33 protein-coding genes and 1 tRNA gene are annotated in these 25,530 nt (G+C 56.5%); 3 read left to right on the plus strand and 31 right to left on the minus strand.

Annotation, left to right across the window (positions count from 1 at the left end; translation table 11 throughout):
- The 3 genes from ACTU3N_RS07955 to ACTU3N_RS07965 are packed head-to-tail and all read right to left on the minus strand — an operon-like array spanning window position 1 to window position 1,029.
- Window positions 1-399, minus strand: coding sequence for a TIGR03745 family integrating conjugative element membrane protein (locus ACTU3N_RS07955; RefSeq protein ID WP_443085591.1), 399 nt, complete (start codon window positions 397-399; stop codon window positions 1-3).
- A gap of 43 nt (window positions 400-442) precedes the next feature.
- Window positions 443-685 (minus strand): TIGR03758 family integrating conjugative element protein, encoded by a 243-nt coding sequence (locus ACTU3N_RS07960; RefSeq protein WP_021555953.1) that lies wholly within the window; start codon window positions 683-685, stop codon window positions 443-445.
- On the minus strand, window positions 685-1,029 hold the full coding sequence (locus tag ACTU3N_RS07965; protein WP_443085592.1) for an integrative conjugative element protein, RAQPRD family: 345 nt from the start codon (window positions 1,027-1,029) through the stop codon (window positions 685-687). Before ACTU3N_RS07965 ends, ACTU3N_RS07960 begins: the two co-directional genes overlap by 1 nt.
- 319 nt (window positions 1,030-1,348) lie before the next feature.
- Between ACTU3N_RS07965 and ACTU3N_RS07970 the strand changes: the two genes are divergently transcribed.
- The gene (locus ACTU3N_RS07970) at window positions 1,349-1,531 is read left to right on the plus strand and encodes a hypothetical protein (protein WP_443085593.1); all 183 of its coding nucleotides are present in this window, start codon (window positions 1,349-1,351) and stop codon (window positions 1,529-1,531) included.
- Window positions 1,532-1,886: 355 nt separating this feature from the next.
- Here ACTU3N_RS07970 and ACTU3N_RS07975 read toward each other — a convergent pair whose 3' ends face one another.
- The 17 genes from ACTU3N_RS07975 to ACTU3N_RS08055 all read right to left on the minus strand — a co-directional run bounded on the left by ACTU3N_RS07975 (window position 1,887) and on the right by ACTU3N_RS08055 (window position 16,537).
- Window positions 1,887-2,639 (minus strand): TIGR03747 family integrating conjugative element membrane protein, encoded by a 753-nt coding sequence (locus tag ACTU3N_RS07975; RefSeq protein WP_443085594.1) that lies wholly within the window; start codon window positions 2,637-2,639, stop codon window positions 1,887-1,889.
- The gene (gene traD, locus ACTU3N_RS07980) at window positions 2,632-4,728 is read right to left on the minus strand and encodes a type IV conjugative transfer system coupling protein TraD (protein ID WP_443085595.1); all 2,097 of its coding nucleotides are present in this window, start codon (window positions 4,726-4,728) and stop codon (window positions 2,632-2,634) included. Before traD ends, ACTU3N_RS07975 begins: the two co-directional genes overlap by 8 nt.
- Complete coding sequence (locus ACTU3N_RS07985; protein WP_443085596.1) at window positions 4,725-5,513, minus strand: hypothetical protein; 789 nt, start codon at window positions 5,511-5,513, stop codon at window positions 4,725-4,727. The genes traD and ACTU3N_RS07985 overlap by 4 nt, the downstream gene beginning before the upstream one ends.
- Window positions 5,510-6,022: a hypothetical protein gene (locus ACTU3N_RS07990; RefSeq protein WP_443085597.1), complete on the minus strand. Its 513-nt coding sequence runs from the start codon at window positions 6,020-6,022 to the stop codon at window positions 5,510-5,512. Before ACTU3N_RS07990 ends, ACTU3N_RS07985 begins: the two co-directional genes overlap by 4 nt.
- A gap of 97 nt (window positions 6,023-6,119) precedes the next feature.
- Window positions 6,120-6,623 (minus strand): restriction endonuclease, encoded by a 504-nt coding sequence (locus ACTU3N_RS07995; RefSeq protein WP_443085598.1) that lies wholly within the window; start codon window positions 6,621-6,623, stop codon window positions 6,120-6,122.
- Complete coding sequence (locus ACTU3N_RS08000) at window positions 6,620-7,144, minus strand: integrating conjugative element protein (RefSeq protein ID WP_443085599.1); 525 nt, start codon at window positions 7,142-7,144, stop codon at window positions 6,620-6,622. Before ACTU3N_RS08000 ends, ACTU3N_RS07995 begins: the two co-directional genes overlap by 4 nt.
- A complete protein-coding gene (locus tag ACTU3N_RS08005; RefSeq protein ID WP_443085600.1) occupies window positions 7,141-7,800 on the minus strand; it encodes a hypothetical protein in 660 nt (219 codons plus the stop codon). Before ACTU3N_RS08005 ends, ACTU3N_RS08000 begins: the two co-directional genes overlap by 4 nt.
- On the minus strand, window positions 7,779-8,498 hold the full coding sequence (locus tag ACTU3N_RS08010; RefSeq protein ID WP_443085601.1) for a TIGR03759 family integrating conjugative element protein: 720 nt from the start codon (window positions 8,496-8,498) through the stop codon (window positions 7,779-7,781). The genes ACTU3N_RS08005 and ACTU3N_RS08010 overlap by 22 nt, the downstream gene beginning before the upstream one ends.
- Window positions 8,499-8,504: 6 nt before the next feature.
- Window positions 8,505-9,278 carry a hypothetical protein gene (locus tag ACTU3N_RS08015; RefSeq protein ID WP_443085603.1) on the minus strand — a complete coding sequence of 258 codons (774 nt, stop codon included), beginning with the start codon at window positions 9,276-9,278 and terminating at the stop codon, window positions 8,505-8,507.
- The gene (pilL2, locus tag ACTU3N_RS08020; protein WP_443085604.1) at window positions 9,275-9,877 is read right to left on the minus strand and encodes a PFGI-1 class ICE element type IV pilus protein PilL2; all 603 of its coding nucleotides are present in this window, start codon (window positions 9,875-9,877) and stop codon (window positions 9,275-9,277) included. The genes ACTU3N_RS08015 and pilL2 overlap by 4 nt, the downstream gene beginning before the upstream one ends.
- Window positions 9,878-10,062: 185 nt before the next feature.
- A complete protein-coding gene (locus tag ACTU3N_RS08025; RefSeq protein WP_443085605.1) occupies window positions 10,063-10,971 on the minus strand; it encodes an Rpn family recombination-promoting nuclease/putative transposase in 909 nt (302 codons plus the stop codon).
- A gap of 48 nt (window positions 10,972-11,019) precedes the next feature.
- The gene (gene ssb / locus ACTU3N_RS08030) at window positions 11,020-11,553 is read right to left on the minus strand and encodes a single-stranded DNA-binding protein (RefSeq protein WP_050188237.1); all 534 of its coding nucleotides are present in this window, start codon (window positions 11,551-11,553) and stop codon (window positions 11,020-11,022) included.
- 15 nt (window positions 11,554-11,568) lie between these two features.
- Window positions 11,569-11,772 (minus strand): hypothetical protein, encoded by a 204-nt coding sequence (locus ACTU3N_RS08035; protein WP_443085606.1) that lies wholly within the window; start codon window positions 11,770-11,772, stop codon window positions 11,569-11,571.
- 90 nt (window positions 11,773-11,862) lie between these two features.
- On the minus strand, window positions 11,863-12,318 hold the full coding sequence (locus tag ACTU3N_RS08040) for an STY4534 family ICE replication protein (protein ID WP_047656108.1): 456 nt from the start codon (window positions 12,316-12,318) through the stop codon (window positions 11,863-11,865).
- A 590-nt stretch (window positions 12,319-12,908) separates the two neighbouring features.
- The gene (locus tag ACTU3N_RS08045; protein WP_443085607.1) at window positions 12,909-14,918 is read right to left on the minus strand and encodes a DNA topoisomerase III; all 2,010 of its coding nucleotides are present in this window, start codon (window positions 14,916-14,918) and stop codon (window positions 12,909-12,911) included.
- A gap of 15 nt (window positions 14,919-14,933) precedes the next feature.
- Window positions 14,934-15,626, minus strand: coding sequence for a PFL_4669 family integrating conjugative element protein (locus ACTU3N_RS08050; RefSeq protein WP_135524148.1), 693 nt, complete (start codon window positions 15,624-15,626; stop codon window positions 14,934-14,936).
- Between the two features lie 164 nt (window positions 15,627-15,790).
- A complete protein-coding gene (locus tag ACTU3N_RS08055; RefSeq protein WP_443085608.1) occupies window positions 15,791-16,537 on the minus strand; it encodes a MipA/OmpV family protein in 747 nt (248 codons plus the stop codon).
- A gap of 243 nt (window positions 16,538-16,780) precedes the next feature.
- On the opposite strand from ACTU3N_RS08055, the gene ACTU3N_RS08060 reads away from it, so the two are divergent.
- Complete coding sequence (locus ACTU3N_RS08060) at window positions 16,781-17,140, plus strand: hypothetical protein (protein WP_443085609.1); 360 nt, start codon at window positions 16,781-16,783, stop codon at window positions 17,138-17,140.
- An 18-nt stretch (window positions 17,141-17,158) separates the two neighbouring features.
- Here the strand turns inward: ACTU3N_RS08060 and ACTU3N_RS08065 are convergent, their stop codons facing one another.
- The 11 genes from ACTU3N_RS08065 to ACTU3N_RS08115 form a co-directional block, all read right to left on the minus strand.
- Entirely contained in the window at window positions 17,159-18,403 is a 1,245-nt protein-coding gene (locus ACTU3N_RS08065) for an STY4528 family pathogenicity island replication protein (RefSeq protein ID WP_443085610.1), read from the minus strand.
- 36 nt (window positions 18,404-18,439) lie between these two features.
- Window positions 18,440-18,928: an ead/Ea22-like family protein gene (locus ACTU3N_RS08070; RefSeq protein ID WP_443085611.1), complete on the minus strand. Its 489-nt coding sequence runs from the start codon at window positions 18,926-18,928 to the stop codon at window positions 18,440-18,442.
- Window positions 18,929-18,942: 14 nt separating this feature from the next.
- Window positions 18,943-19,218: a hypothetical protein gene (locus ACTU3N_RS08075; protein WP_443085612.1), complete on the minus strand. Its 276-nt coding sequence runs from the start codon at window positions 19,216-19,218 to the stop codon at window positions 18,943-18,945.
- Between the two features lie 73 nt (window positions 19,219-19,291).
- Window positions 19,292-19,540, minus strand: coding sequence for a ParE family toxin-like protein (locus ACTU3N_RS08080; RefSeq protein ID WP_443085613.1), 249 nt, complete (start codon window positions 19,538-19,540; stop codon window positions 19,292-19,294).
- The gene (locus tag ACTU3N_RS08085) at window positions 19,537-20,115 is read right to left on the minus strand and encodes a DUF2857 domain-containing protein (RefSeq protein WP_001065818.1); all 579 of its coding nucleotides are present in this window, start codon (window positions 20,113-20,115) and stop codon (window positions 19,537-19,539) included. The genes ACTU3N_RS08080 and ACTU3N_RS08085 overlap by 4 nt, the downstream gene beginning before the upstream one ends.
- Entirely contained in the window at window positions 20,112-20,837 is a 726-nt protein-coding gene (locus tag ACTU3N_RS08090) for a DUF2786 domain-containing protein (RefSeq protein WP_443085614.1), read from the minus strand. The genes ACTU3N_RS08085 and ACTU3N_RS08090 overlap by 4 nt, the downstream gene beginning before the upstream one ends.
- Window positions 20,830-22,539 carry a ParB family protein gene (locus ACTU3N_RS08095; RefSeq protein ID WP_443085615.1) on the minus strand — a complete coding sequence of 570 codons (1,710 nt, stop codon included), beginning with the start codon at window positions 22,537-22,539 and terminating at the stop codon, window positions 20,830-20,832. Before ACTU3N_RS08095 ends, ACTU3N_RS08090 begins: the two co-directional genes overlap by 8 nt.
- A complete protein-coding gene (gene dnaB-PI / locus ACTU3N_RS08100) occupies window positions 22,539-23,906 on the minus strand; it encodes an SPI-7-type island replicative DNA helicase (protein ID WP_443085616.1) in 1,368 nt (455 codons plus the stop codon). The genes ACTU3N_RS08095 and dnaB-PI overlap by 1 nt, the downstream gene beginning before the upstream one ends.
- Complete coding sequence (locus ACTU3N_RS08105; RefSeq protein WP_443085617.1) at window positions 23,899-24,183, minus strand: hypothetical protein; 285 nt, start codon at window positions 24,181-24,183, stop codon at window positions 23,899-23,901. The genes dnaB-PI and ACTU3N_RS08105 overlap by 8 nt, the downstream gene beginning before the upstream one ends.
- A complete protein-coding gene (locus tag ACTU3N_RS08110) occupies window positions 24,180-24,440 on the minus strand; it encodes a hypothetical protein (protein WP_443085618.1) in 261 nt (86 codons plus the stop codon). Before ACTU3N_RS08110 ends, ACTU3N_RS08105 begins: the two co-directional genes overlap by 4 nt.
- Window positions 24,434-25,318 (minus strand): ParA family protein, encoded by an 885-nt coding sequence (locus ACTU3N_RS08115; protein ID WP_443085619.1) that lies wholly within the window; start codon window positions 25,316-25,318, stop codon window positions 24,434-24,436. Before ACTU3N_RS08115 ends, ACTU3N_RS08110 begins: the two co-directional genes overlap by 7 nt.
- Window positions 25,319-25,373: 55 nt before the next feature.
- Between ACTU3N_RS08115 and ACTU3N_RS08120 the strand changes: the two genes are divergently transcribed.
- Window positions 25,374-25,452 (plus strand) — tRNA-OTHER (locus tag ACTU3N_RS08120).
- Window positions 25,453-25,530: the final 78 nt, after the last annotated feature.

Here is a 25,530-nt window from a genome sequence, read left to right on the forward strand (position 1 = left end):
TTACAGAATGATGGAAGCCGATTTGGTCAGCAGCCAGATCACCGCAACCAGCAGGATCACCCCCACCACCACGATGGCACCAAACTGGCTCCAGCCTTTTTTGCCGTCCTGCACTTCTGCGAACGTGGAAATCGCCGCATTCGCAACGACAATAAAGCCGATGGCAGAGATAATCAGGCCCCCCAGCACCACGCCGTCCTGGGAATATCCTTTAATCTGCCCGAACAGACCGCTGCCACCGCCGGAAGACGGGGGCTCCATGGTGGGCAGGTCAGCCAGAGCCGGCTGCATACTCATCCAGAGCAACAGACACAGTGAGAACACGGCCTGCCACAGGCGTAACAGCATTGTGTGCAGCAGAAAAACAGCATGTTTCAGAAAACGAAAACACCACTTCATACAGACAAAATCCTCATAATCATGATTCAGATAACAACTCACCTCAGCTGGCAAACATCCAGATACTGAGAACCAGCAGTAGAGCCAGCCGGATAAAAAAGCGCCCCAGCATTGCGCTGCGGACTTTCTCGTTACTCCAGCCCGCCCAGACATCCAGCAGCGCCCAGGCCGCCCAGAGAAACAGCACGGCAAAAAGCAGCCCGAGTGACAGCAGATGCAGGGTACTGATATCCATTTCCCCGGATGCCGCTTTAAAAGCGGAAGACTGCACGGCAGACATGCCCATCAGGGACGCTCCCGCCGGTAGTGCCCGTTCACGGCTGACGTTGTGCGGGGCTGGGCCCGGGAAGGCGTGAGATAGCGGTCAATGCCATCACGAATGGTCTCCAGATCGGCACGCGCCCGGGGATAATCAAAGAAGTAACGGGATGGCTCAGACGCGCCGGACTGCACAGCGGCCAGCCGGGCCCGCTCCAGCGCCGCCTGCACCTGGTCAAGCTGGCGCATGGCGGTGGCCAGTTCATCCTGTTCAGCCGCCTGAACGGGTATGGCAAGAGTGAAAAGAAACAGCATCCCCGCGGCACCGGCCCGACGGCCGACACGACAGGCTGATGCCGGAAAAGAACGCATACGCACCTCCTTCAGAGTTAAACGGTGCGTACAGGATGCGTAAGGCAGGGAGGCAGGTCAGCAATAAACTCTGTTTACAGAACTGAAAATTTTTACGGGAAAAGCAGCATGGCTGAACACCGGAAGATTTTCCGGCGCTGAGCAAGGATTCTGATGGTGTTGGCTGGCAAACTCACACATTTGCACCGACATCCGGACTGGCAAAAAAAGGATTTACACCGGGGGATAATTTCATCGTGACGTGAATGAATTAACACTGTCGGGAACAACGCTCAGAAATTACGCTGTTCTCATTTGTAACATTAATAAAGGCGGAATCATGACTGAGCTTACACCGAAGATATATGCTGGCGCACTTGCCTTCTGGCTCCTGTTTTACTGCTTCATCAAAGTTGCAGAACTCCGTTTTCCTCCGTGGTGCTGGACCATCATGCAATGTATCACCGTTTTTTTTCTCATCACACTGCCTGTTTTCCTGCAGGTATTGGTGCGGGGCAGTTAATCTGCATACCCATTCAAAAGGAGAGAATATGCCTGAACATCTGTTTCTGCCCCTACTCCTGGGCTGGTTATTTTTTTGCGCCTTCTGGTTTGTATTTCTCAATTACCTCCGTCTGGAAGAACCCCATTACCCTCTGTGGGCATGTTACGTCATACAGACCATCAACTGGATCGTTATTGTACTGAACGTTATTGTCATCCCTGTACTGACAGTGACAGTCTTCCGTCCGTTTCTCACATCAGTGAACTGACACCCGGCGTTTTCCGCTGACGCGCGATGAGAGCTATTACGTGGCTTGTCTGCTGACAGCCCGGCACAAAACACGTTTTGTGTCGGGCTGTCCAGCGTCTGTGGGTTATAAATACTTCTTGAAGGACGCCATGGTTACGGTGATGGCCACACCCAGCAGCATGGCCGCCGGCCATATCAGCAGGTTCGGGTACACTGCTGTCGGCCAGGACAGATAAAGAATGCAGGGAATGTATATCGCCGGTTTAATGGACTTTCTGGCATGGTGATAAACAAAGCTGGATTCATATGCCGCACCGTACCGGCGCAGGTCACGTCTTCCCAGACCTTCCACCACAGCCACCAGAGCCACCATCACAAACAGAGGGGCTGACAGCACCAGAATCGTCACCCGGACCAGCGTCACCACCGTCACATATACCGTGGCCATCAGGTAATCATGCAGGTAATGCGCCAGCCAGCGGCCCAGGGTATCCGCCTCCTGTATCACACGGTTATCGACCGAAGCTCCCTGCTTCATCCAGGCCATAAATCCGCTGTCCACAAACAGCCACTGGTACGCCGTGGACACCCACTTCATCACCGTAACTGACGGCGCGGACAGCAGCAGACTGCGGGTAAATTCCGAGGATAACCAGCCCAGCTCGGTGCTCATGACCGCTTCACTGTGCTTCGCGCCCTGTTCAGGCCAGAAAAATGCAATACCCACGTACTCAATCAGCAGGCTCAGCAACAGGGAGGAGAGCACCATCCCGGCCAGTGTCCACGGCCACCCCCACAGCAGGTTATACAGCAAACCGTGCCGGCGTGGCGGTTGTGCGGCGTCAGGACGGTTCACATCACGACGGGAATCAGCCATGTCCGTCTCCTTCCGGCACATTCACGGCCGGGGCTTCATGCCACCACCCCTCTCCGGTGTGGTAATTACGCCGCATGGCCTCAGCCACTTTTGCAATGCTCTCCGGCATCAGCGCATCGTCCTTATCCGGTGCCGGCAGCGGCATCCGGATTTTCCACAATTGTCCGCCTTCCAGCAGGGCAAATGCCTGCCCCTTTGGCAGGGTGACGATATCCGCCGGCTCCAGTAAGGGTACCTTTACTGTACCGACGCGGTCCTGGGTGCTGGAGGTGAAATCCTGACCGGACGTCACATCGGCGGTATCCTGATGCCCCGACACCAGTGTTTTGGTGTAAATCTCCACCTGAGGCAGCTGACTGGTCAGCAGCTCTGCCGTCCGGTTCTCCCTGACGCGCAACATAATCATGTTATTGAAGTTACCCTGTACCTGGGCAGTTTTAGCCGCATTACCGATGCGGGCTTCAATATCCGAAGACGTCTGGGTATACGCCGTCACCTGCATACCGGCACCGCCGCCCTTGTTGATGAGCGGAATAAATTCATCGCCCATCAGTTCGTTGAATTCATCACAGTGCAGGTTGACCACATTTTTACTCTCCCCGGCACCGGGCAATCCGGCATTCATACCGTGTTTGTAGATATGTCCGGCCACACTCACCAGGTCTGCAAACATGGAGTTTCCCACGGCACTGGCCACCTCACTGTCACTGAGCGCATCAAGACCGATATACACCACGGCCTTTTTACGTATCACCTGTTCCCAGTCAAACACGGGACGGGTATCACTCATATCCAGGTAGTCCGGTGCCAGCAGCTCTGCCATTCTTCCGGTGGTCAGCTTCTCCAGCAGCGGCAGCAGGGAGGCCACGATTTTATCGAAATAGGTCCGGTCATAACGTACGGCACTGCGCAGACCATCAAGCACCGGGTCATACAGTTTTTTCCCGGTTTCACTACTGAGCGCCACTTCAGTGGCCCAGATACGCAGGGCATCCGGCTGATTCTGCATGCTCCGGGGCACATCCTCCTCACCCAGCACATTCATGTTATTCAGAATGGCGCTTTCCAGTTCCGGCATCTGTTCACTGACCACCTTTCCGGCATAGCGAATATAGAGGTCTGCAATATTGTTCACATAGCGCATAATCAGCGTGTAATCCGGGCGTTCTCCCAGCGCCACCAGGGCGCGGGCAATGATATTGACAAAACGCCAGGCAAACTCGCGGAAGGCCGCACTGTTACCTTCACCGGACAACTGTCCCGCCACACGGGTGGCCACTTCCGACACCCGGCCAAAACGCCCCACTGCGTTATAACGCGCAGAGATTTCCGGCCAGCCCAGATGAAAGATATAAAGCTCATCGCCCCTGCCGGCACGGTGTGCTTCTGCCCGGACACGCAGCAACAGGTCAGCATCCCCTTTGGGGTCAAAGACAATGGTGACCTCTCCCCGGCGGATATCCTGTGTGACCAGCAGCTCTGCCAGCCGGGTTTTACCGACACGGGTGGTACCATAAACAATGGTGTGTCCCACCCGCTCTCCCAGCGCCAGCGTCACATCCTGTTCATCCGGTTCAATACCATGCAGGGCCGGATTCCCGCCCACCGGCGGCAGGGGGCGTACCGGATTCAGCGGAGAGTCCTGACGCAAAAGTGCGCCCAGGCGGGGGACGGTATGCTCCGTTTTCAGCTCAAGCTGACGGGCCATCCGGTACAGCCAGCCGGGCTGAAGGTACCTGGCCACCTCCGGGCGCAGCGTATCCTGAAGGCGCTGGGTGTGTTTCTGTGTCCAGCGAAATCCCCGCCCCAGAAAAAGGCGCTGACGGCTCACGGGTATCTGCCGGGTACTCATCACATAACGGGGCAGACGCCGCAGATTGCGACGGTAGCGGATGACCTTCATTCCCTGGCGAAAACGGACCGCTGCCAGAACACCAAAACCGGCAGCAGTGGCATAACTGACCGACGGCGCGAGCGCCACCGCCCAGGGCGCTGTCACACAGACACAGGCCGCCGTTGCCGCCACCACGGCAGTGTTCAGCTCCACCGCCGGTCGCAGTAGGGCCTCAATCACATAACGGTTACTCATGACCGGGTACCTCTCTGTAAAAGACGCCGCCACCATGAGCGCGGCAAATCGTTCTCCGGTGACGCTGACAGTGTCTCCAGTCTGCGCTGTAACACTATCACCTCCCGCCATGCGTCTGCCGCATTCAGCAGTAATGCCTTATACACCGGTGGCCCGTCATGTCCGCCTGCACGCACATCATCCACTGTCAGCAGGGCTTCTGTGCTGAAACGGTCCACTTTCCAGCAGGCCAGGTCTTCGCGGGAAACACACTGCCGCCGGGTCTGCAGACGAAGATACACCCCATGCCGGGACAACGGTTCTGTCAGGTTGTGAATCTCCCGACAGGCAGACCGGAACTCCCGGTCCGTGTGATAAACACTCTGGGCCACATTGTGAAGCTGTGTGCGCCCCTCCCCCTGCAGGTGAAACAGAAAGCGGGCCAGACAGCTGCGGTGATTACCGTCAGCACTGACATACCAGTGAATGCCATCCGTGCTGACAAAACTCATCCCGGCATGCTGTTGCTCTGCCTGCGTGTAATATCCCGGATTCTTTTCGAGTAACGGGATATTGATGTCCATGCGTTTACCGCGCTCCAGCAGCTCCAGCCAGGTCATTCCGGCATACTGTGGATGGTCAGTCCCCACAATGCGGTACACATTGATACTGCCCTGTCCCGTCCAGTAGTGTTCCGTAATAAAATCCGACATTGCCGCAAACTCTGCGGCATCCCATGCAGCCAGTTGTTCATTTGCCCAGACAGGAATATTTGCCTGCACACGGGCCAGCAGTGAAGCCGTCATACCTGACCTCCCTTCTGCGGAATTGCATCATTATCATGGTCAGGCCAGTGTGCAACCGCACCACGGCCCCGGCCACATCCACAGTGTGGTGATACCGGTACGGATGCGTTTTTCCGGCGCAACATGCCGGCCGAAATGCCTTCCAGAACCACTGATGCCAGCAGCAGTGTCAGCGCCAGTATGTGCAGTGACTGAAAATCTGCCTCTGCAGCCTGCCTGAAAGAGCGCGGTGACCGGAGGCATTCTGAATCAGTGGCGGACTGTGCACGCCACTCCCCGGTTGTCACCGGCGTCACAAAGGGACGCGACGGGCACCGGGGCATCATCACCGTCCCTTCCGGTGCATCACGCCACCGTGCTGACTCCGCCTCATAACGCTGCGCCAGCCCCGTCACACCTCCGCTGGCAACCTCAACGAAATACAGCATCATCAGGCATCCCGTCAGCACGGATGGCCAGACAATCACTATCCTGAATAAAAGCATAAACATCCGTTTTACCGTCATCATTTCCGCTCCCCCCTGGTAAGTTCATCTGTCAGTAATGTTCCGTTCAGCAGTTTCAGCAGACGCTGCCCGCTGACCAGTTCAATATCCGGCCACAGCGTCAGCCTGGCCCTGCTGGCCGCCCCCGTACGACCGGTATGAATAAAAAACCCCCGGCCCCCTCCCGGCGCAGCAGTTCCCCGAAGGCATCAATATGTGCCGGGCGGATGGTCCGTCCGTAGCGCTTTGCCTGTATCAGCCAGCGCTCACCGTTAATCATCACCTGTCCGTCCAGACCGCCATCACCGCTGTAGCAGGGATTGTGAATAACCGTCATTCCCTGCTGCGCCAGGGCCAGTAACAGTAGCTCTTCGAAGACATACGGATTGATTTTGCGCAGATACTTCAGGCGATGGGCATCCCCCGGCAGTGTCTTCAGTCTGGCCAGTACCCGGACGGCGGTGGCGCGATAACGCTGATGGCGACGAAGCCGGACGCATCCCCGTTTCCGTCGCCATTCCCGCAGAATGAGCATCAGCAACACGGTCAGCAGGCAGAACGTCAGACAGGCCATCAGCACCGGGCTGACCAGCAGGGCTGCGGTTATCACAGGTGCCTGCATCATGGCACCACCTCCTGTGACAGCCCGTTGTCCGTTATCAGTACCGGGTAAGACTTCAGCTGTAACCGGCGGGCCAGCGCAGAACCGGATGCCGGTGCCATCGCCACGCCGGGGGCCAGTTCACGCAGCGTGCGCAGGCCGTTTTCATCAGCCACATTCACCACCATTCCGGCGGCATGTCGCGCCCGGAGCACAGCCGCATTTTTCTGCAGCCACTCGCGGGAATACGCATCATCCCCCACAAGGAAAAGTGCACCGATGCCCGGTAGCTGAAGCGGGCGTGGTGTCACCTCGCCGGGTGACATTTCAGGTGTGCTGACCGGCAGCATCGCCGCTTCCCCCTGCAGAAGAGGCGGTGGTGAAACAACCGGTGCAGAAGCCGGTGCCTGCCGGTTGATACCCTCAAAAAAAGAAGCAGCATCCCTGCCGCCCAGGTCAGCAATCACCGTCAGTTCAGCACTGACGCTCGCTGAAAACAGAAGCCATACAGGAAAATAAAAAGTAATCAGTCTCAGTCTGTTCATTCACGCCTCCAGGGCTCTGTCCAGATATAATCCGCAGCCGGTGCCAGCATGGCGGTCTGCTGTGGCGTCATACCTTTTGCATGCAGCCGGTCCAGATGACGTCTGACCACGGTGGTGTAACGGGCGGCCGGCTTTCCACCGGCAGGATGGTGATAACAACCGGCTGTCTTCAGCCAGCTGTCGGGATGGCGCTGACGGCACTCCTGCAGAATGACCGCCGCCGTCTCAAGACTGGTGTACGGGTCAAAGGCCGCCCATGTTGACGGGAAACGATGACCATTCCACCCCAGATTGACCTGCGCTATTCCGACATCGATGCGTCTGGCCGGATAACGTTTCAGAAACACCTGCAGTGCCTGCCAGGCCTCCAGGCGACTGGCATAACGGTACCCCTTTCCGGCCACGTTGATTGTCCAGGGCCAGGGGCGGGAGACATCCGGAAGACACCCGTCGCGGCGGGAATACTGCATAACACCGGCCATATCACCGGGCGCCATGGCGGTCTCTGTCAGGGAGACGGCATACAGCACTTCTGCCGGAATACCGTGTGCGCGGGCCACCTGCACATACCCGTCCGGAATGGTCTGCGCAACAGCCTGACACATGCCACTGCCTGCCAGCATCAGCAGAACGGTCAGAATGCAGCCACGCGCCATCCGTCCGCCCCCTGCTGCAGTACCACCGGCATCTGTCCCTCACCAAAACGCAGCCAGCGCCCCGCATCATGGTTCAGGGTGATATGCCGGCTGCGGACCTTCTCCGGCGGTATGTTGTGCTCCCGTGCCCACTGACGAAGCAGCCCGTCTTTCCCCTGACTGTCCACCAGGTAAATATCCACCGGCTTACCGGATGCCAGCACCTTACTCAGGCGGACATCACAGGACGCACAGTCCTTCGCCTTCACAAACAACGCCAGTCTGCCTCCGGTGTCTCCGGTCAGAACACCGGTATCGCCCATACTGACCGGCAGCTTTCCGGGATAAAGACGCTGCCATGCCGCATCAACCTCCCGCTGAAAAGCCAGCTCCTTCTCCGTGCGGGCATACTCTTCCTTCACCCACTTTTCGGCATACGCCCGGCGCTCAGCCGGGGTCCGCGCCTCAATTCCCAGTGCTGTCAGCGGGTCCAGACCCGGCGACTGTATCCCGCGGGGTCCCTCCATCAGTTCCTGATAACGTCCCCAGTCCTCCTCACTCAGTCCCCATCGGTCGGCCTGCTGTTGCAGCGACTGCGTGGCGCTCTGTGTATGCTGCGACGTATCCGTGCGGGACGCGTCCGTCCCGGTCGTGTTCTGGTCTGCAGCCTGTACCAGTACAGGTATCAGCATCACCAGTAACAGGGATTTCACTCTCATCTTCACTCACTCCACCCTGACCTGTACCTGACGTCCGTTCACCCGGAACGTCGCCTGTTCGTGACCGGCATGAATCAGTGTCCAGCCGGCCACACTCTCACCTTCCCCGAGCAGTGCCACCTGCGACAGGCTGGTATATCCCCGGGGTGCCACCGCCGCATATGACAGCGCCCCCCGGCGCTCGGTGCCGGTCAGCACAAACGGTGCCTGACGGGAGGTGCGCGACGTACCTGAACGTGCAGTTAGAGGGCGGGCGGTTTTCTGTACCACCGGAGAGGGTTCTTTCGTTCCGGATACGTCTTTTTTCTCATTGTCGGAAGCAGAAGGGGATTCGGACTGAACAGCCCGGGGCTGTGGCTTCTCTGCCAGTGCCGCCAGTGTGTCCAGCCGCAGGGAAAGGGCTTTCTGTGCTGCCTGAATCTGCTCAAGGGACGCCGGCAGTTCCGTAAGCTGCGTCTGCTGAGACGCCGTCAGAACGGGCTGCCGGGCCAGCTGCGCCAGACGCGCACTCTCTGTCTGCAGCTTCGCCTCCAGTTCATCCAGTCGTGACTGCAACGGGGCCAGCGAAGCCGGTGTCAGACGCTCCCCCTGCTGTTGTTCCAGTGTTGCCAGACGGGTATCCATCGCCAGCATGCCGCGCCCCGTCAGATACAGAGCCACTCCCGTCACCATAACCAGCAGAATCAGGGAGCCGACTGCCACGCCCCGCAGAAGTAAACGCCGCCGCGTTGTGGGTTTATCTGCCGGGACAGGTGTCATCATCTCCTGTTGTTCGCTCATTTTTTCAGGAAGCCTCCCTTAACCGGTTGTGCCACCGGGGCCGTTATTACAGGAGAAGCTGGCACCGGTGCCAGCTGGCCTGCCGGTAACTGATACCCCGCCCGCAAGCTGTGGCAGACCACCCGCTGAACGTCATCCACCTCCAGTTGCCAGGCCGGTCCCGCCATCACCTGCAGGGCCGTACGCAGTCGCACCGGTCCCTGCTGATACTGCACGGCGGGCAGGGGCTGGCGGTACAGCACACCATTAGCCGGCCCAGTGGCACACAGCGTGTAACCGGACTGTTTCAGGGCATAACGCATGGCATCGGCCACGGTGGGCTTTAACGACGCCGGAATACGGATATCAATCACCTGGGAAAGCGGGTCACGCTGCGCTGCCTGCGGTGCCGTGCTGACCAGCAGGTAACGGTCGTAACGCACCACCTCCGGTGCCGGCTGCGCATAAATATCCTGTGACACCGGCTGCACATTGCGGGAAACGCTGACGGAAGGTACCGGCATGGCCGGCGCACGTTGCTGAAGTTTTTGTGGACTGTTACACCCGGCCAGCAGGGCCAGGGTAACCAGGGAAAATAAGATCCCGGGTTGCATCTTCATCCGGATAACTCCTCTGCAGTGATAAAACAGCGGTCACTGTGCAAAGAAGCGCCGGCAGGCTCAACGAACAACTCATTATCAGTAAACAAAAAAAACGCCAGCGTAAAAGCTGGCGTGATGTTGATTATGCGGAAAGTGGCCTCTCATATCAGCCACACTCCGCCCCGTGATAACACGGAAACGGATTAACCGAGCGCTTTCTGCAGCTCGTCATCAGAAAGCTGCAGGATCTCCTGAATACTCTCAGGCGACATCCCCATCTTCTGCATCCGACGGGCTGCCTCAAGCGTCTTTTTTCTCTCTTCCTGACGGCCTTTCTCGATACCCGCCAGTTCAAGTCGTTCAGCGATAGTCATAATATCATCCTCATACCGGGGCAGATGTTCTGCCATCGCCCGTATAAATTCCGGTGAAGCCGAATCGCACGCCTTCACCATATAGTTTAACAGAACCACCACCTGATCGTGTGTTCCCTGTATCTGAAGCAACTGTGACAGAAAGTCAAGCTGCGTCATCAGATCGCCCTTCCGCTGACGGACCTTCATCAGAAGCATCAGGGCAGCCATCTGCTGATAGCGACGGATACCCTCATCATCAAGAAGACCAACATCAATAACGCGGGGCGGCTTTCCTTCGCCGTAAAGCTCCCGACCAAGCGCCGGATCGTCCAGACAGTCCAGCCAGTTCAGGCTGTACGGATACGGACTGGGTTCACCGTGATAAAAAAGCACCGGGATCACAACGGGGGCCTGATTATGCGTTTTCAGGTGACGATACATTATCGCCAGCACATAATGCATCATGCGCAGGGCCATAAAACGATCCGCAGAGCTCTGATGTTCCGTCAGCGCGTAGATGTAGCCATCACGCCCGTCGGTGGTTTTCATGCTCCACAGAACGTCACTGGCATACTGACGCAAATCCGGATCCACAAACGTGGCCGGCTCCAGCTTCAGGGTGTTCATGTCGCACCGTTGTAACTGTGCCGGCGGCAACGCGGCTTCCAGAAAATCCCTTGCAACCGAAGGGGTTTCCATCATCGCCCTGAACGCCGCATCGTGTGGCGTGGGGGTGGTATGATTTTTTTCACTCACGATACCTCCTTGATAAAAATGGGGGCAGTGATGCCCCCGGGGTTTATATTACATGGCATGGATAATCCGCCGTTCAGCGCCATATCCCGGTCCACTGAAGGGAATGTCGTCGTCAAAATCCATCGGCATTCCCCCGCCGTTCCCGGAAGCCGGTGACGGTGAGTTACCCGCCGGCGCGCCGGCAGTTCCCTGACCGCTGTGTGCGGGTGCAGCACCACTGCCCTGCTGGCGCGGAGAGCCCAGCATCTGCAGGGTGCCATTAACACTCACCACCACTTCCGTTGCGTAGCGATCAACACCATTCTGCTGATCGAACCATTTCCGGGTCCTTAACTGGCCCTCGATGTATACCTGTGACCCCTTACGCAGGTATTCACCGGCAATCTCCGCCAGTTTTCCGAAAATCACCACGCGGTGCCACTCGGTCTGCTCCTTCATTTCACCGCTCTGTTTATCACGCCAGGATTCACTGGTGGCCAGGGTCAGGTTCGCCACGGCTCCGCCATTGGGAAGATAACGAATCTCCGGATCCTGTCCAAGATGCCCTACCAGTATCACCTTATTGATACCACGTGACGCCATATGCCCTCCTCATCCTCACGCACACGTCCGCTGTGTCCAGGTACCGTTTTCCAGCGCCTGTGCCGCCTGCTCATAGTCTCTGTAATACTCCACGGATTCGCGGGACACCGGTCCCTCATCACACTGAGTACCAATATAATAACCACGTACGCTGCTGAGAACCTGAAGGGGTAACGTATAGCCGGCCTGTGTGGCCAGCATGCCATTTGGCTGTTGCATGGGAAGTTTCCTTAAAGATAAAGACAATAAGAAAACAGACCGCCCTGATGAGGCAGTCTGTTTTCATCAGGACGGTTGAGAAAAGTACGATCAGAAAGAGTTTTCTGCGTATTGCTGTTGCATGGTGCCGTTTTGTGGCGGCTGGGAGTCTGATTTTTCAGCCTTGTAAACCATCTCCTGGCCTATCTTGATCCAGTCCACCTTGATCAGGCGGGCCTTCAGGCTGACGCGTTGTTCACCGGCATGCTCTCCCTTGTTCAGGGTGAAGATGTCAGTGGACAGGTTGCTCAGCGTGAAGCCAAGCAGCACCTTGCGATCTTCATCCACCGCCTTCTGGCAGCGGGCAATCAGGGCGGTCGCCTCTTTACCGGCAACCGTGACATCAAAACGGACGTAGGACGGGCTGTCCGTGGGTCCGCTCAGCGCATTCACCACACAGCTGAGAAACGAGCCGTTCTGGTGATTTACCTGACGTACATTACTGAGATACCCCAGACCTTTCAGGGTCAGATTAAAGTATTCAGTTTTGGCAGTATTTACAGACATGATGATTTCTCCATGGAGTTAAAAAATGTGATGACGGAGAACATCACCATCCCTGACGGGAGTGAATGTTCCCGTCGGGGATGCCGGATCAGCTGAATTCCGGCTGTCTGAACAGATAAAAAAGCCCTCATCGTCGCGTCATAATGCGCTTTTTGTGACGACATTCTGCTCTCAAGAGCGCGCAGATTTACCCCATTCACGTGGAATGCACCACCCTTTCAGGCTCAGGGGGTGTTGAATGCAGCCACCCGAAGGCGTTCCTCACAGGCTGCCGGAACATTGGTGGTCGTAAAAACGACAGTCAAGCCCGGTCATCTTTAAGTCACCACTGACAAATGTCAACGCTAAAACAAATAAAAAAGGCACCGGGATTTCCGGTGCCTGAGGGGGATACCAGCCCCCGGGGTTAACTCTCATCATCTCCGGGGATAAATCCCGGCGCGGTTTTCACGGAGGGGATGCGCCTTGTAACCCCGCGAGTGTGCATTACGGGTTACCGGACCCTGGAGCTGCCCGCTCCACTGTGGTCAGCAGGGTATTGCATCAAAGCTTAATCACACTACCCGATCCTGAACAGGGAGAAATTAAGATTACTCTGTTTTAGTTTTTCCCGATTTTTTTCGCCGCCCGGCCTTTTTCTGCGTGTTCACCACCCCCTTACACTCAGGATACCGCTGACAGCTCCGGAACAGCCCGTGCTTTTCCTTTCGCTGCCGGGTCGGCCCCTGACAAAGCGGGCACGGCGGCGTCACCGGAACCGTCATACTGAAGGGCTGTTCCCGCCCGGATGAGACCAGATGACGCACCCACTGCTGCTGTCTGCCCATAAAGGTATCCAGTGACATTCTGCCCTGTGCAATATCATCCAGAGCCTGCTCCCACAGCGCCGTCATGCCCGGGCTGGTCAGGGCTTCCGGCAGGGCGGCCGTCAGTTCCCTGCCCCGTTGCGTTGACCGGATATGCTTCCCGCTCTTCTCCAGATACTGCCGGGCAAATAACACCTCCAGCACACCGGCCCGCGTGGCCTCCGTCCCCAGACCGGCATTCTCCCTCAGCACTTTTTTCAGCTTTGGGTCACTGACCTGACTGGCAGCATTCTTCATGGCGGCAATCAGGGTCCCTTCCGTAAAAGGTGCCGGAGGTGACGTCATCCGATCCTTGAGTTCTGAACCGCTAATCCGGCAGTGCTCTCCCCGTTCAAACGCCGGCAACGCCATTTCCGTCGTCTGTTCATCTTCGCCTTCAGCAGCTTCTGCTGCTTCCCCGGAAAACAGGCCTCGCCAGCCCGTCACCACATTCACTTTCCCGCGTGCCCTGAACAGTTGCCCGCCGACTGTCAGTGTTGCATCGGTGATATCAGATTCCTGCAGGGGCAGAAACTGGGCCAGATAATGCTGGCGGATAAGCTGATATACCTTCAGCTCATCTTCACTCAGTGCCCTGATATCAAAGACCTGCCGGGTCGGAATGATGGCATGGTGTGCCGTAATTTTTTTGTCATTCCAGATACGTGAAACAAAACCGGGATCGAGCTGTGCCAGAACCGGCGTCAGGGCGGGATCTGAACGCGCCATCGCCGCCAGTACCTCCCGGTTTTCCTGTTGCATGGATTCAGGCAGATAGCCACAGTCCGTCCGGGGATACGTCGTGGCTTTGTGCGTCTCATACAGGGACTGCGCGATATTCAGCACAGTCTGCGCCCCCATACCAAATTTCCGGGAGCAGGCTTCCTGCAGTGTACCCAGCGAAAAACAAAGCGGAGCCGGTGTTTTTTCACGTTTCCGGGTCACCTCATGCACCACCGCTGACGGTGTCTGCTGACACAACTGAAGAACGGCCCGGGCCGCCTGAGCGTTCACGCACCGTTTCTCTTCATCGCAGTACTGCTCTGCCGCCACCCAGACGGCCCTGAACCGGATCCCGTCTTTCTCCAGCCCGACAAACACCTGCCACCAGGGCCGTGGTACAAAACCGGCAATCTCCTGATCCCGTCTGACCACCATGGCAAGTGTCGGCGTCTGTACCCTTCCGACGGATAACACATCCGGGATCCCCGACGCCCGGGCTTTAAGGGTATACAGGCGCGTCAGGTTCATCCCGATCAGCCAGTCAGCCTGCCCACGGGCCAGGCCGGCATCATACAGACGGGCCGTCTGCTCACCGGGCAGAATGTTTGCCAGCGCCTCCCGGACGCTGGCCTCATCCAGGGCAGACAGCCACAGCCGGCGGACTGGCCCGCGATACTGGCAGTACGCCAGCAGTTCCCGGGCGATGACTTCCCCTTCCCTGTCCGCATCCGTGGCGATCACCACTTCAGACGCACGCTTCAGCAGGCGGCTGATCACCGTAAACTGGGATTTCGTCTGCGGTTTAACCGTCATCTGCCACTTTTCAGGCAGAACGGGAAGCGACTCCATACGCCAGGGAACCCCGAACTGCTCCCCGTACGCTTCCGGGGCGGCCAGCTCCAGCAGATGCCCCACAGCCCAGGTGACCGTGACAGTATCACCTTCAATACAGCCCTCTCCCCGCCCGCTGAGCCCCAGCACCCGGGCAATATCCCGCGCCTGTGACGGTTTTTCACACAAATAGAGTTGCATGGTACCTCCGCTGTATTATTTCAGGGGCGGAGAAAAAACAGAGCGTTTTTTACCACTCATGACATCCGGATCAGGTTTGCCAAAACGGCTGACAGCCACCCTGCCCTTCTCCGTGCCGGATAAAATATCCTGCCGGGTGGCATGAACCGTTTTATAGGACTGCACCACGCCATACACCTTACGGACAGCGTGTCCTCCGGTATCCAGTATGTTGTCCCGCTGCGCCCGCGAAATCAGCCCGTAGTGAAAGGCATGAAACGCTTTCATAACCAGTTCGTCATACCCCACAAGCAACCAGACGCAGCGATACCCCAGCGGTGAGCTGCTGAAAACACCAATGTTCACGGGCGAAGATGATGCAATATCAGAAATCACGATATTGCCGGGAATGTTGTTCAGCACCACCTCCAGTCCGGCGACCTGCTGCCGGATCTGCTCCGATGCCTGCGATAATGCCTCCTCCAGCCTGACCAGCAGCATATCCGCCCAGGGATTATCACGCTCCGCATCCCGTGTTGCCTGCCCGGCCCGGGCAATGACCTGAGGCATGCTGATGATACCCGGACGGGGTTTACCATCACCGGATACCTTCTCCGTTTTGCGCCCTTCCCACAGGCGGATGGCATAATGGGTGTGTAACAGAATGGACAGCGAGGACTGCAATGCGCCGGCCCGGACTTCTTTCTGGTTCAGTTTATCTTCACTCATATCAGTTCCTTATAACAATCAGGGATAAAGTGAGATCGTCAGGACGAAGCGCAGAAGGAACAACAGAAAACCAGATTCAGGCCACAGAAAAATGGGGAAGAAAGGGAAGTTCAGTACACCGGTGCCCGTGATCCGGCACCGGTGAGCATCAGATCATACCGATATCAGAAACGATAAGTGATCCCGGTGGAAAACAGTCCATCCCATGACTTATCCACCATGGGAGAGTTTTTAACTTCATCAGATAAGCGGCTGTAACGTGCGGTTCCGTAGATCCCCCAGTTGCCGGCAAAGGTGTAATTTGCACTGACTTCAAGGTAAGGTGACCAGCCATTATCCGCTTTATACCGCTCCAGACCGCTGCGCGCAGATTCACGACGCGATACGCCATAATAATAGTCGTTCTGTTTCTGGCTGCTCCACGCCACACCAATACCCGGTGTCAGGATGAATCCGCCATTCACATAACGGTATAACCACGCCACATCACCGACAACACCATTACTGTTATCCAGAACATCCGCCGCCAGACTCGTTCGCAGAAAACCATACGGCGTGTGATGGGACCAGGACACCCCGGCCATCATCGTGCTTTTACGTTTATCAAGGCGGCGTAACTGATGATCGTTGCTGTCATCCGGATGAAAATACATCGGCGACCAGTAGGCCATCACCGACAGAGTATCTGCAGCATCGTTCCAGAGGTAATATCCACCGCCCAGACCACGGAACCAGAAGTTGTCGCCGTCATAAGACACAGCCGGGATAAGATACGCTTTAGCGTCGTAACCTTTATAAGGCTGGTCAATCACTCCGACACCGGCCCCCAGTGTCAGAGTGCTTTCTGCATAAGCCGTGTTTACTGATAAGGCGGCCAGCATACTGAGCGCCAGAATTTTAATTTTGGTCATAAAAAATCCTTCCTTAGTCAAAATTTCAGCGCGGAAAGTATACTGACGAGAAAAACGGCGACAAGTATTCGGTTTTCCCTCTGTCCTCCAGTCCCTTTATGCAATCCTGGCTTTCCCCAGAAACAAACAGGGTCTGGCAGGGCTGGAGGGGAACACTGCATCCTGTCAGGATGTTTCCGGCTGACGCCGGGCTTCGGCGGTTTACCGTCAGATGTTTCAGGATATTCAGTGCCACCGCCTTCCATGCTGCTGACGCAGCATAATTTTTGTACTTTGTTGGCACTGTCAATACTGGTTGATTTTTACTCTCTGTTGCCACTGGCAACACTGATTAATTTTTGTACTTTGTTGGCACTGCCAACACTGGTTAATTTTTACTCTCTGTTGGCACTGCCAACACTGATTAATTTTTGCTCTCTGTTGGCACTGCCAACACTGGTTAATTTTCATACTCTGCTGGCACTGCCAGCACTGATTAATTTTTGCTCTCTGCTGGTACTGCCAGCACTGATTAATTTCTGTACTCTGCTGGCACTACCAGCGCTGACTTATTTTTGCTCTCTGTTGCCACTGGCAACACTGGTTGATTTTTGTTCTCTGTGAACGTGGACCACAACGCCATCACCGGGCTCTTATCGCAGAACGGTTACGCAGGGAGGCCCGCAGCCCTGCCACAATACCACTCAGACGCTCTGCTGAAATGGGTTCTGTACGTTTCCGGGTAACAACAGGTTGCGAAGTGGAGCGCCCTCCTGCTCCCGCCTGCATGGGAGCCGATACAGCGACGCGCTGTTTCTGTTTCGGCGGATAAAAATTTCCCTCCCGGGCACGTTTCAGCACCGCAAGCAGCCAGCCCACCGGATTCTGCAGTGACTGACTGCCCAGCATCCCTGACAGGCTTTCCAGCACACCCTGTGCCAGCGCTTCCGGCAGCGCCTGCAACTGACTGGTCAGCATGATGGCATCCTCCTCCCGAATTTGTCCCGTCAGCGACGCCGGCAGTACGTACGTGTTTTTAATCACACTGTGTGTGATATTACGTACGTAATGGTTCGGTTTCCGGACTCTGTGATAGCCTGCTGATTTTCCTGATGGTTCGGAATCCGAACTCTGTCTTTCTTGCCCCATTTTTTTACCCGGTTCGGTTTCCGAACTCAGCTTTTCCGGTGCCGAACTCAGTGTTCTCACCACTGGTTCGGTTTCCGAACCCGGCTGCATTCTGCCCTCCGTCACCCGCTGACGGGCAGCCATCTGCCCCGGTGTCTGGGCACTTCCTATCCGGGCTTCCAGCTGACTGATATGGCTGTGATAGTGGCGCATTCCCGGATCATTTTTTATTTCACCCAGAATATCCCGTGCCGTCTGACTGATGGTCCGGTTCCGGCTCATACAGGCTTCTGCCACCATATCCAGATAACGTGGATCCATCGCCTCTGCATCGCAGAACGTCAGGGGCTCGTCATGCTGGGCGTAAATGTTTCCCCGAACCCGGCCTTTATCATCACGCACCCGTTTACACAGGCTCAGCCAGCCCGTGATCCGCAACATCAGTAAGACCCGGCTGACGGTTTCTCTGGAGGCTTTTCCCTTTCCCGGCGATGCCAGCTGCAGTTGCAGTTCGTCGTAAGTGGGAAAAATGGCCCCCTCATTATTCTGCGCATACAGCCGGATCATCATCCATGCCATCTTATCCAGCGGTGAAAGACGCGTATCCAGCAACAGACGACGCGGAATGGCATCATGCACATTGCCGGTGAACAACAGTCCGCTGCGTATTCGCCCCTCCTCCTTCCGGGCTCCGGTGCCCATACGGTGCTTCATTTTTTCCAGGGTATACGCAATCAGGCTTTCCGCAGGTAACGCCATAATCACCTCATTCAGTAGCGGCAATATCGCCGCTTTTTATCCGGTACAAAAATGCTTATTACAGCACCCTGCTGGATGCAGGGGGCTGGCTAAACATTTTCGATTAATCCCTGTGTCATTTTGCTGCTTCACGCCAATGCCGGCGTCGGTTCTGGCGTAAACAATAACGCCGTCATCAGGACGTTTACGCAGCTGGCATATTCCCGGTCCGGGCCAGAGTGCAATAAATCGTGACTCACTATTCTCAAGCCGCCAAAATGCTCTCCTGCTCATAACACCAACCGGACGCAACGTTTCTTTCTCTTCCTCCAGTTCTGCAATACGCTTTTTTGCGGCTTCCAGTTCATCCAGCAGATCGGCGATAATATCCACTTCCCTGTGACGGATTTGACGCTTAAACGCAGCCAAAGCTTCATCACAATCAACCTCAGCGTCTGGACTATCCGGGATAGCCTGATACCACGCCAGCGTCGACTGATAGTTTTGTGCAACCTCACGCAGTGCCTGATAATTAATACTGTGCATTGATTGCCTCCTGTTCACCGGAAATACAGGATGTACAGGGCGATTAATGCCCACGTCCATAATAAGAGGAAGCCGTATACTGTAATTTTCCATTCTGCATCTTCCAGTTCCGTCACCAGTTCCACAATCACGTCAATTTCCTGATCACCAATGGCTTTCCTGATATTTCCGGCTGCAGCAGCTAATTCCCGCTCAGCGCCCGGACTGTGTCTGTCTGAACGACTCCACGACAGCACATCCTGATATCTTTTTACCGCCTTACTCAACGCTTTCCAGCTAAGCTCATTCATGGGAGTCAATTTCCTGTGCAATACCTTGTCGTCAACAGGGCCGGCCCCGATACTCCGGTCCGGCCTGCACATTTCATTTACGTCTGGCGCTGTTATAACGCTCATGACTGAGCAGTTCCCAGGTCTCTCCCCGGTTACGACTCAACAGACGCCAGGCGCGTCCGACGTTTATCTTGTAATAACGGGTCCCCCGGTCATTCAGTTGCCGGTAATTACGCGCCCCCTGCCGGAACAGACTGACCATCTGAACCGCCTTACGACAGCAGGCCGACGGTACACACGGACTGGCCAGAATGCCCGGAGCAAGTTCCGTCATTTTCATGACGCATTCCTTACCGGCTCCGTCTGCCGGTCAGCGCACCATCCCCTTACTGCGTGCCAGATGGCAGTCAGCGGGATATTCATCTGCTCCGCAGCCAGCATCATGACATCCAGTCCGTCCGCACTCTCCACATCCGTGATGCCCGCCTTCTGCCATAAACGCCACAGCTCTGCACTTTCCTCATCGCTCAGCGTGACACCACGTCCCGGCCGAACATCAATACCGGCAATGCGCCGGCGCGCCGCAACATCCACACTGGAAAGTCCAAAGTAAAACGCCATCAGCTCAATGGAGCCACCCAGCGCCAGTGCACGGTCAATGCGCTGCAGACGTTTCTGCTCCGTCCGGGCCTGCTGCAGCATACGCAGCAGATTTTCATGATTAATGTCCAGCCGGATAACCGACACTTCCGAGTTCGACAGGTAATGGATTTCCTCAATGGTCAGTCCCTGCAGCATCTGCATTTCCTCCCGGGCCAGTCCCAGAGATTCACAACGGCGCAGATAGCCGCTCTTGAGGTCCATCACCAGTTGCATCAGCAGACCGTTGGTTGCCTGAGATAAGCTGTTATTCATGACGCCTCCCGTATCATCAGCCCCGGCACCATCCGGCGGGCATCTCCCCCCACACCATGATGCAGTGAGGCATTTTTCCCGGCCTCATACCCCTGCCAGCGGGCCAGGTCACCGCCGCGACAGGCTTTCACCTCCCGGGGGGCCTCCGTCTCCATCTCCTGCTGCTCCAGCCAGAGGCGCATCCGTCGGCTTTCCTCTTCTGTCACACTGAATGGCATCACCACCTGACGAACGCCCAGAACCCAGCCATCACGGAACTGGGCGGCCCGGGCACGGCGGGTGCTCAGTTTCAGCCGCCGGCTCTGTGTACGGAGATACGCATCCGTTGCGTCCCTCAGTTGACGGCACAGAACATCAAACGCATAAGCCGCCACCTGAGGACGTTCACTGAAACCGTAAAACGTCACACACCGGCGATACCTGCCACCGGGCATCAACCGCCAGTCGTAATACGCACTGCAGCCAAATGTCTGTGACACCACCATGACCAGACGAAACATCCACGCCGGAACTTTTTCAGCCTCAGAAGGTGCCCCCTGTGATGAAGACGTCTGCACCGAAGAAAGTCCCGCACCCTGCTCCGTGATACCGTGTTTCGCCATCAGCTGTTGCGCCCTTGCAAGCGCCAGCCCGGCCTCATGGGCATTGCTGTTATTGCGGCTCAGCTCCAGCAGTTTCCTGACCCGTCTGACCAGACGCTCCTGATGCGGCATATCACTCATCACTTTCATCCTCCTCATCATCTTCGGGTAACACACTGCGCTGCAGGGCGCGCAGACGGCGCAGCACACTCAGAAGACGCAGCAGCTTCACGGCATGTTCATCATCCAGCAGTGGCCATGCCTCCGGCGCACTGCCACCTGTCAGCAGGTCTGTCAGACTGACGGGGGACACTGTCAGCGGTGCATCACCGGTCAGCCCCACCAGAAATGCCGTCACCGGCGAACACTTCTCCTCTGCAGTCCCGAAACCAGCCGAGAGGTCACTTTCCCTGTCCATGGCAATTTCTTCAGCACAGCCGGCAGACTCAGCCAGTTCCCATGCCAGCCGGAAGGCCTCATTCTGCAGATGCTCGATATCATCCCGTCCTTCCGCAAAATGCGTCACCGATGCGGGAAGTGCATCAGATGTTCCGGACGGCGCTGTATCGCCGGTCATGACGGATGGCACGGCTGACCCGGCAGTACCGTCTTCCACAGCATCACCACTGAAGACCGGCTCGCCACCGTACATATCCGGCTGTATCTCCGGACGCAGAACTTTCTCAGCAGAAGAAGACGCCTTGTCTGCACGCTCCTCGGGGGAAGGAAGCCCGCCTTTTTCAGTGAGGCCTGTGGCAGAAACAGCGTTCTCCGGTCGGGCAACACCATGCTGTTCGGGCTCAGTACCGGGGGCAGTGCTTTCCGGCACCGGAGCGTCCGTATCCGGCAGACATTCCGCTACCTCAGGCAGGATACGGGATACCGGTGCACCGGACTGCCCTGTGCCGCTGTCGCGGACTGACGGCGGTACCACCACCGGATCCGGCTCACCAAAATGGTGACGGCGGTTCCGCTCTTTCGGATCCAGCTCCAGCAGCCACCGGTCGTAGTCCAGGGAGGGATGTGGCAGCGCCTGCAACAAATCCCCGATCAGCTCGTCGCGGAACATCTCCAGTGACCACAGCTCCGGTGAATTAAACTTCCGGCAGCTTTCCCCGAACACACTGTTAAATTCAGCATCCGTGCCGGACGCCAGCGCAAACTGTCCCCAGACACGCTCTGCGTCCTGGCGTAACGCAAGCAGGTTTCTGACCTGCGGGCTTCCCAGCCCCGACTCCATCAGATCGGGGATCCAGGGGTACAGATATTTCAGGGCGTTCTCCATCCTGCTGATACTGGAGGCATCAACCGGCAGTCCCTGTTCTGTCAGTAACGACGACAGTTCCCGCATGGACACGCTTTTGTTTAACTGCTCTTCATAAATCAGGCGCGCCTTATGAATGCCCTGCGCCTTCTCAATAAAGGTCAGTTCACCGCGAACTTCATTTTCCGCCAGATGACCAATCACACACTGAAGCCGTCCCGGCCAGGGTTTGAACAGTACATGAATACGGTAAAAACGCGGATCCCCGGTTTCTTTCCAGAGCTCCGTCAGTATCTGGTAACGGGTGTTTCCCCCGTCACTGAAGATATACACATCCGGCTCACTGTCCGGCATACGGGTGACCCTGGGCACCGTATCCAGCCCGCGGGCGTGAATGGAGTTTTTGATGTCGTCATAACGCGGATTGCGCGTGGTGCGCGGGTTATCCGGATTCGGGCGTAACTGGTCCAGCGTCAGAATCATGGGGGTTTCCCCCAGCGCCACCACATTACCGGCGGCACTGGCCTGACGACCGGGCTGCATAATGGCAGCCCCGAGATTCAGTGGCTTGTGTGCCATCACGCATATCCTCCCAGCCCGTCATTTTCAGAGGGCGTAAACAGTGTGTAACGACCGTCGAACCTGACCCGTACCGTGCCTGTGGGTCCCTGACGCTGCTTGCTGACAATGATTTCAGCCTCTCCCTTTGCCAGTGAATCGGGGTTATAGACCTCGTCACGGTAAATAAACATAATCAGGTCAGCATCCTGCTCCAGCGCCCCGGAATCACGCAGGTCACCGTTATTGGGGCGTTTATCTGCACGCTGTTCCACCTGTCGGTTTAGCTGGGAGAGGGCCAGCACCGGGCAGCCCAGCTCCTTCCCCAGCGCTTTCAGGGAACGGGAAATTTCAGCAATTTCCTGGGTGCGGTTCTCCAGCTCCGGCGCACGAATCAGCTGCAGATAATCCACCATAATCAGAGCGGGTTTACCGTACAGGCGGGTATAACGGCGGGCACTGGCACGCAGTGATGACGGTGTCTGCTGGCTGCAGTCATCAATTATCAGGCGCTCACCCAGCGTATCCATGCCTCCGTCACCCAACGCCATGCCGACCGCAGATGACACCCTCGCCCAGTCCTCATCATCCATGTTGCCACTGCGCAGATGATTCAGCTCCACACGCCCCAGCATGGAAAGCATGCGCAGAATCAGTTGTTCCTTTGGCATCTCGATGCTGAATACCAGAACGCTCTCTTCCGTCCGCCGCCGGGCGGCACTGAGACACATGGACAGTGCCAGAGAGGTTTTCCCCATTGACGGACGGGCAGCCAGCAGGACCAGGTCACCGGGCTGCAGGCCACAAGTCATTTCATCCAGACAGTCAAATCCCGTGGGGGTACCGGTCACACCGCCGGAGCCGAGCACACTTTCCAGTTGCTGCAGAACAGTATCGAGCGCGGATGAAAGAGAGGCTTCCGTGCGCTCCCGGAGCGTCCTGTTCTGCGCAAGAGCAAACAGACGCCGCTCTGCTGCATCCAGCACGTCCCGTGATGTGGCGTTTGGTGCCGCCACATCAGCAATCAGGGTGTTTCCGGTGGCCTGTAACTGACGCAGAACGCTTTTCTCCACCACAATGCCTGCATAGGCCATGATGTTGGCCGCAGAAGGTGTATTCTTGCTGAGCTCAGCCAGATAAGCAAAACCGCCCAGTACATCCAGCCTGCCCTGATGTTCCAGGTGCTCTGACAGGGTAATCATGTCCAGAGGCTGGCCATTCACCGCCAGTTCAGACATGGCACGGAAAATGGCCCGGTGCTGAGCCACATAAAAATCGTCAGGACTCAGCATCAGCACCACTTCATCCCAGCGTTCATTCTCCAGCATCAGCCCCCCCAGAACGGCCTGCTCTGCTTCGTATGCACAGAGAACTGATATTTCAGCCATGGCGTACCCTCCCTCTCTGACTGCCAGAAACCTGGCCATGTAAAAAAAGGAAAAAGGGTGCCGGACGTACAGCTGTCGGGAATAACATCCCGGTAACTGTCTGTACATTTTCAGACCGGTAAGTTTGGCGACCCCGGTCAGAAGGTACGGACAGCATCTTTATACTCATAACCAATTGACTTAAAAAGGAAAAAAGATGAATACAAATCATCAACAACTGCCGTCCGGCATTGATGACTTCGCTGCGAACACAGGTGCGCGTTACAAAAATTGTCATGCCGCCTCCTCCGTTTTTCGCTTTTTGCCGGAAACACCACATGAAAAAAGCTGGTCATGCCGCTGACGACGCTGGCGTTCCTGCAAAAGAAAAGTGTCACAGCCGGAGCACAGCCCCAGCCCGCTCTCATGGTTCACCTTCACCCACTGCCGGGTGTCCTGACCTGCAGCATCACCAAACCGAACACCGGAATAACCACACCCGACACATACTGTCCGGCTGCGACCTGTCAGGGATTTAAACGACAGCTTTACCATTGACGCATGCCTCCGTTTTCCAGCAGTTCATCAAAAAACTCACTCCACTCCGGCAACAGTTCACAGGCCAGACTGTGCATGGTGGCCAGCGCAGAATCGCTGCGACGGTCGGACTCTTTCTCAAGGCGGTGCACCGGCTGACCGGCTGCGTGTCCCTGTTTGTAAATATTCAGGTCATAAATCTGTGTTGAAAGCAGGGTGACCGCGCCTTCTGGAAGCACTTTGCTGTAGCGACCTGAGTTAATAATGTCGGTCAGCTCCGCCAGTGTTTGTCTGGCCAGCGCCGTATAATCCATGCAGTTAACCAGGGTGCGGACTTTCGGCAGGGGGATACCCAGTTCACGGTAGGGCAACAGGTTTTCCATGACATTGACTGTGCCACGAATGAACTCACGCACATCCGGCAGAACCGGATTCACCATCCCCACCACAGACTCCGTGGCAGACAGCACAATCATTTCCAGCATGACGGAACGCGCGCCCTGTGAATCCACCACAATGACGTCATAACTCTGGAAAAGTGGATGCTGGAGCACATTACGCAGACGGAGGCGACCATCCGGTGCATGAAGCATGGCCGTTTTCAGTTGTTCATGGGGGTCATTGGAGACTATCAGGTCAAGGCCGTCGATAGCCGTGCGGGAGATGATGTTGTCGGGATGACTGAGGTCAGCCGTGCGCATCAGTAATTCAAAAAGACCGGCCGGCGCTTCATACGTCAGCGGAAAGATATTGCTTGCCGTGGGCTGGGCATGGTCTCCGTCTATCAGCAGGGTACGGAGGCCGGCATCCGCCAGAAAACCGGCAAGATTAGCAGACTGGGTTGATTTTCCTTCGCCACCTTTGGTGGACACAACGGGCAGAATGTTCACTGGCACACTCTCTCTTTAAAATGTGCAACCAATGAACTACACTGAAGACTCCTGTCTGACAGTCCGGATTACCCGTGAAAGCCAGAACAATGGGATTGAAAATCCCCGTGTCCTTGGTTCGATTCCGAGTCCGGGCACCACTTCTTCAGAGCCTGTTCGTTAAGAGATGAGATCCTTAACGGGCAAGACAATAGTCCCAGACGGCATGATGATGGTAC

The organism is Vagococcus sp. WN89Y (genome assembly GCF_052220145.1).
Classification (GTDB): domain Bacteria; phylum Pseudomonadota; class Gammaproteobacteria; order Enterobacterales; family Enterobacteriaceae; genus Kosakonia.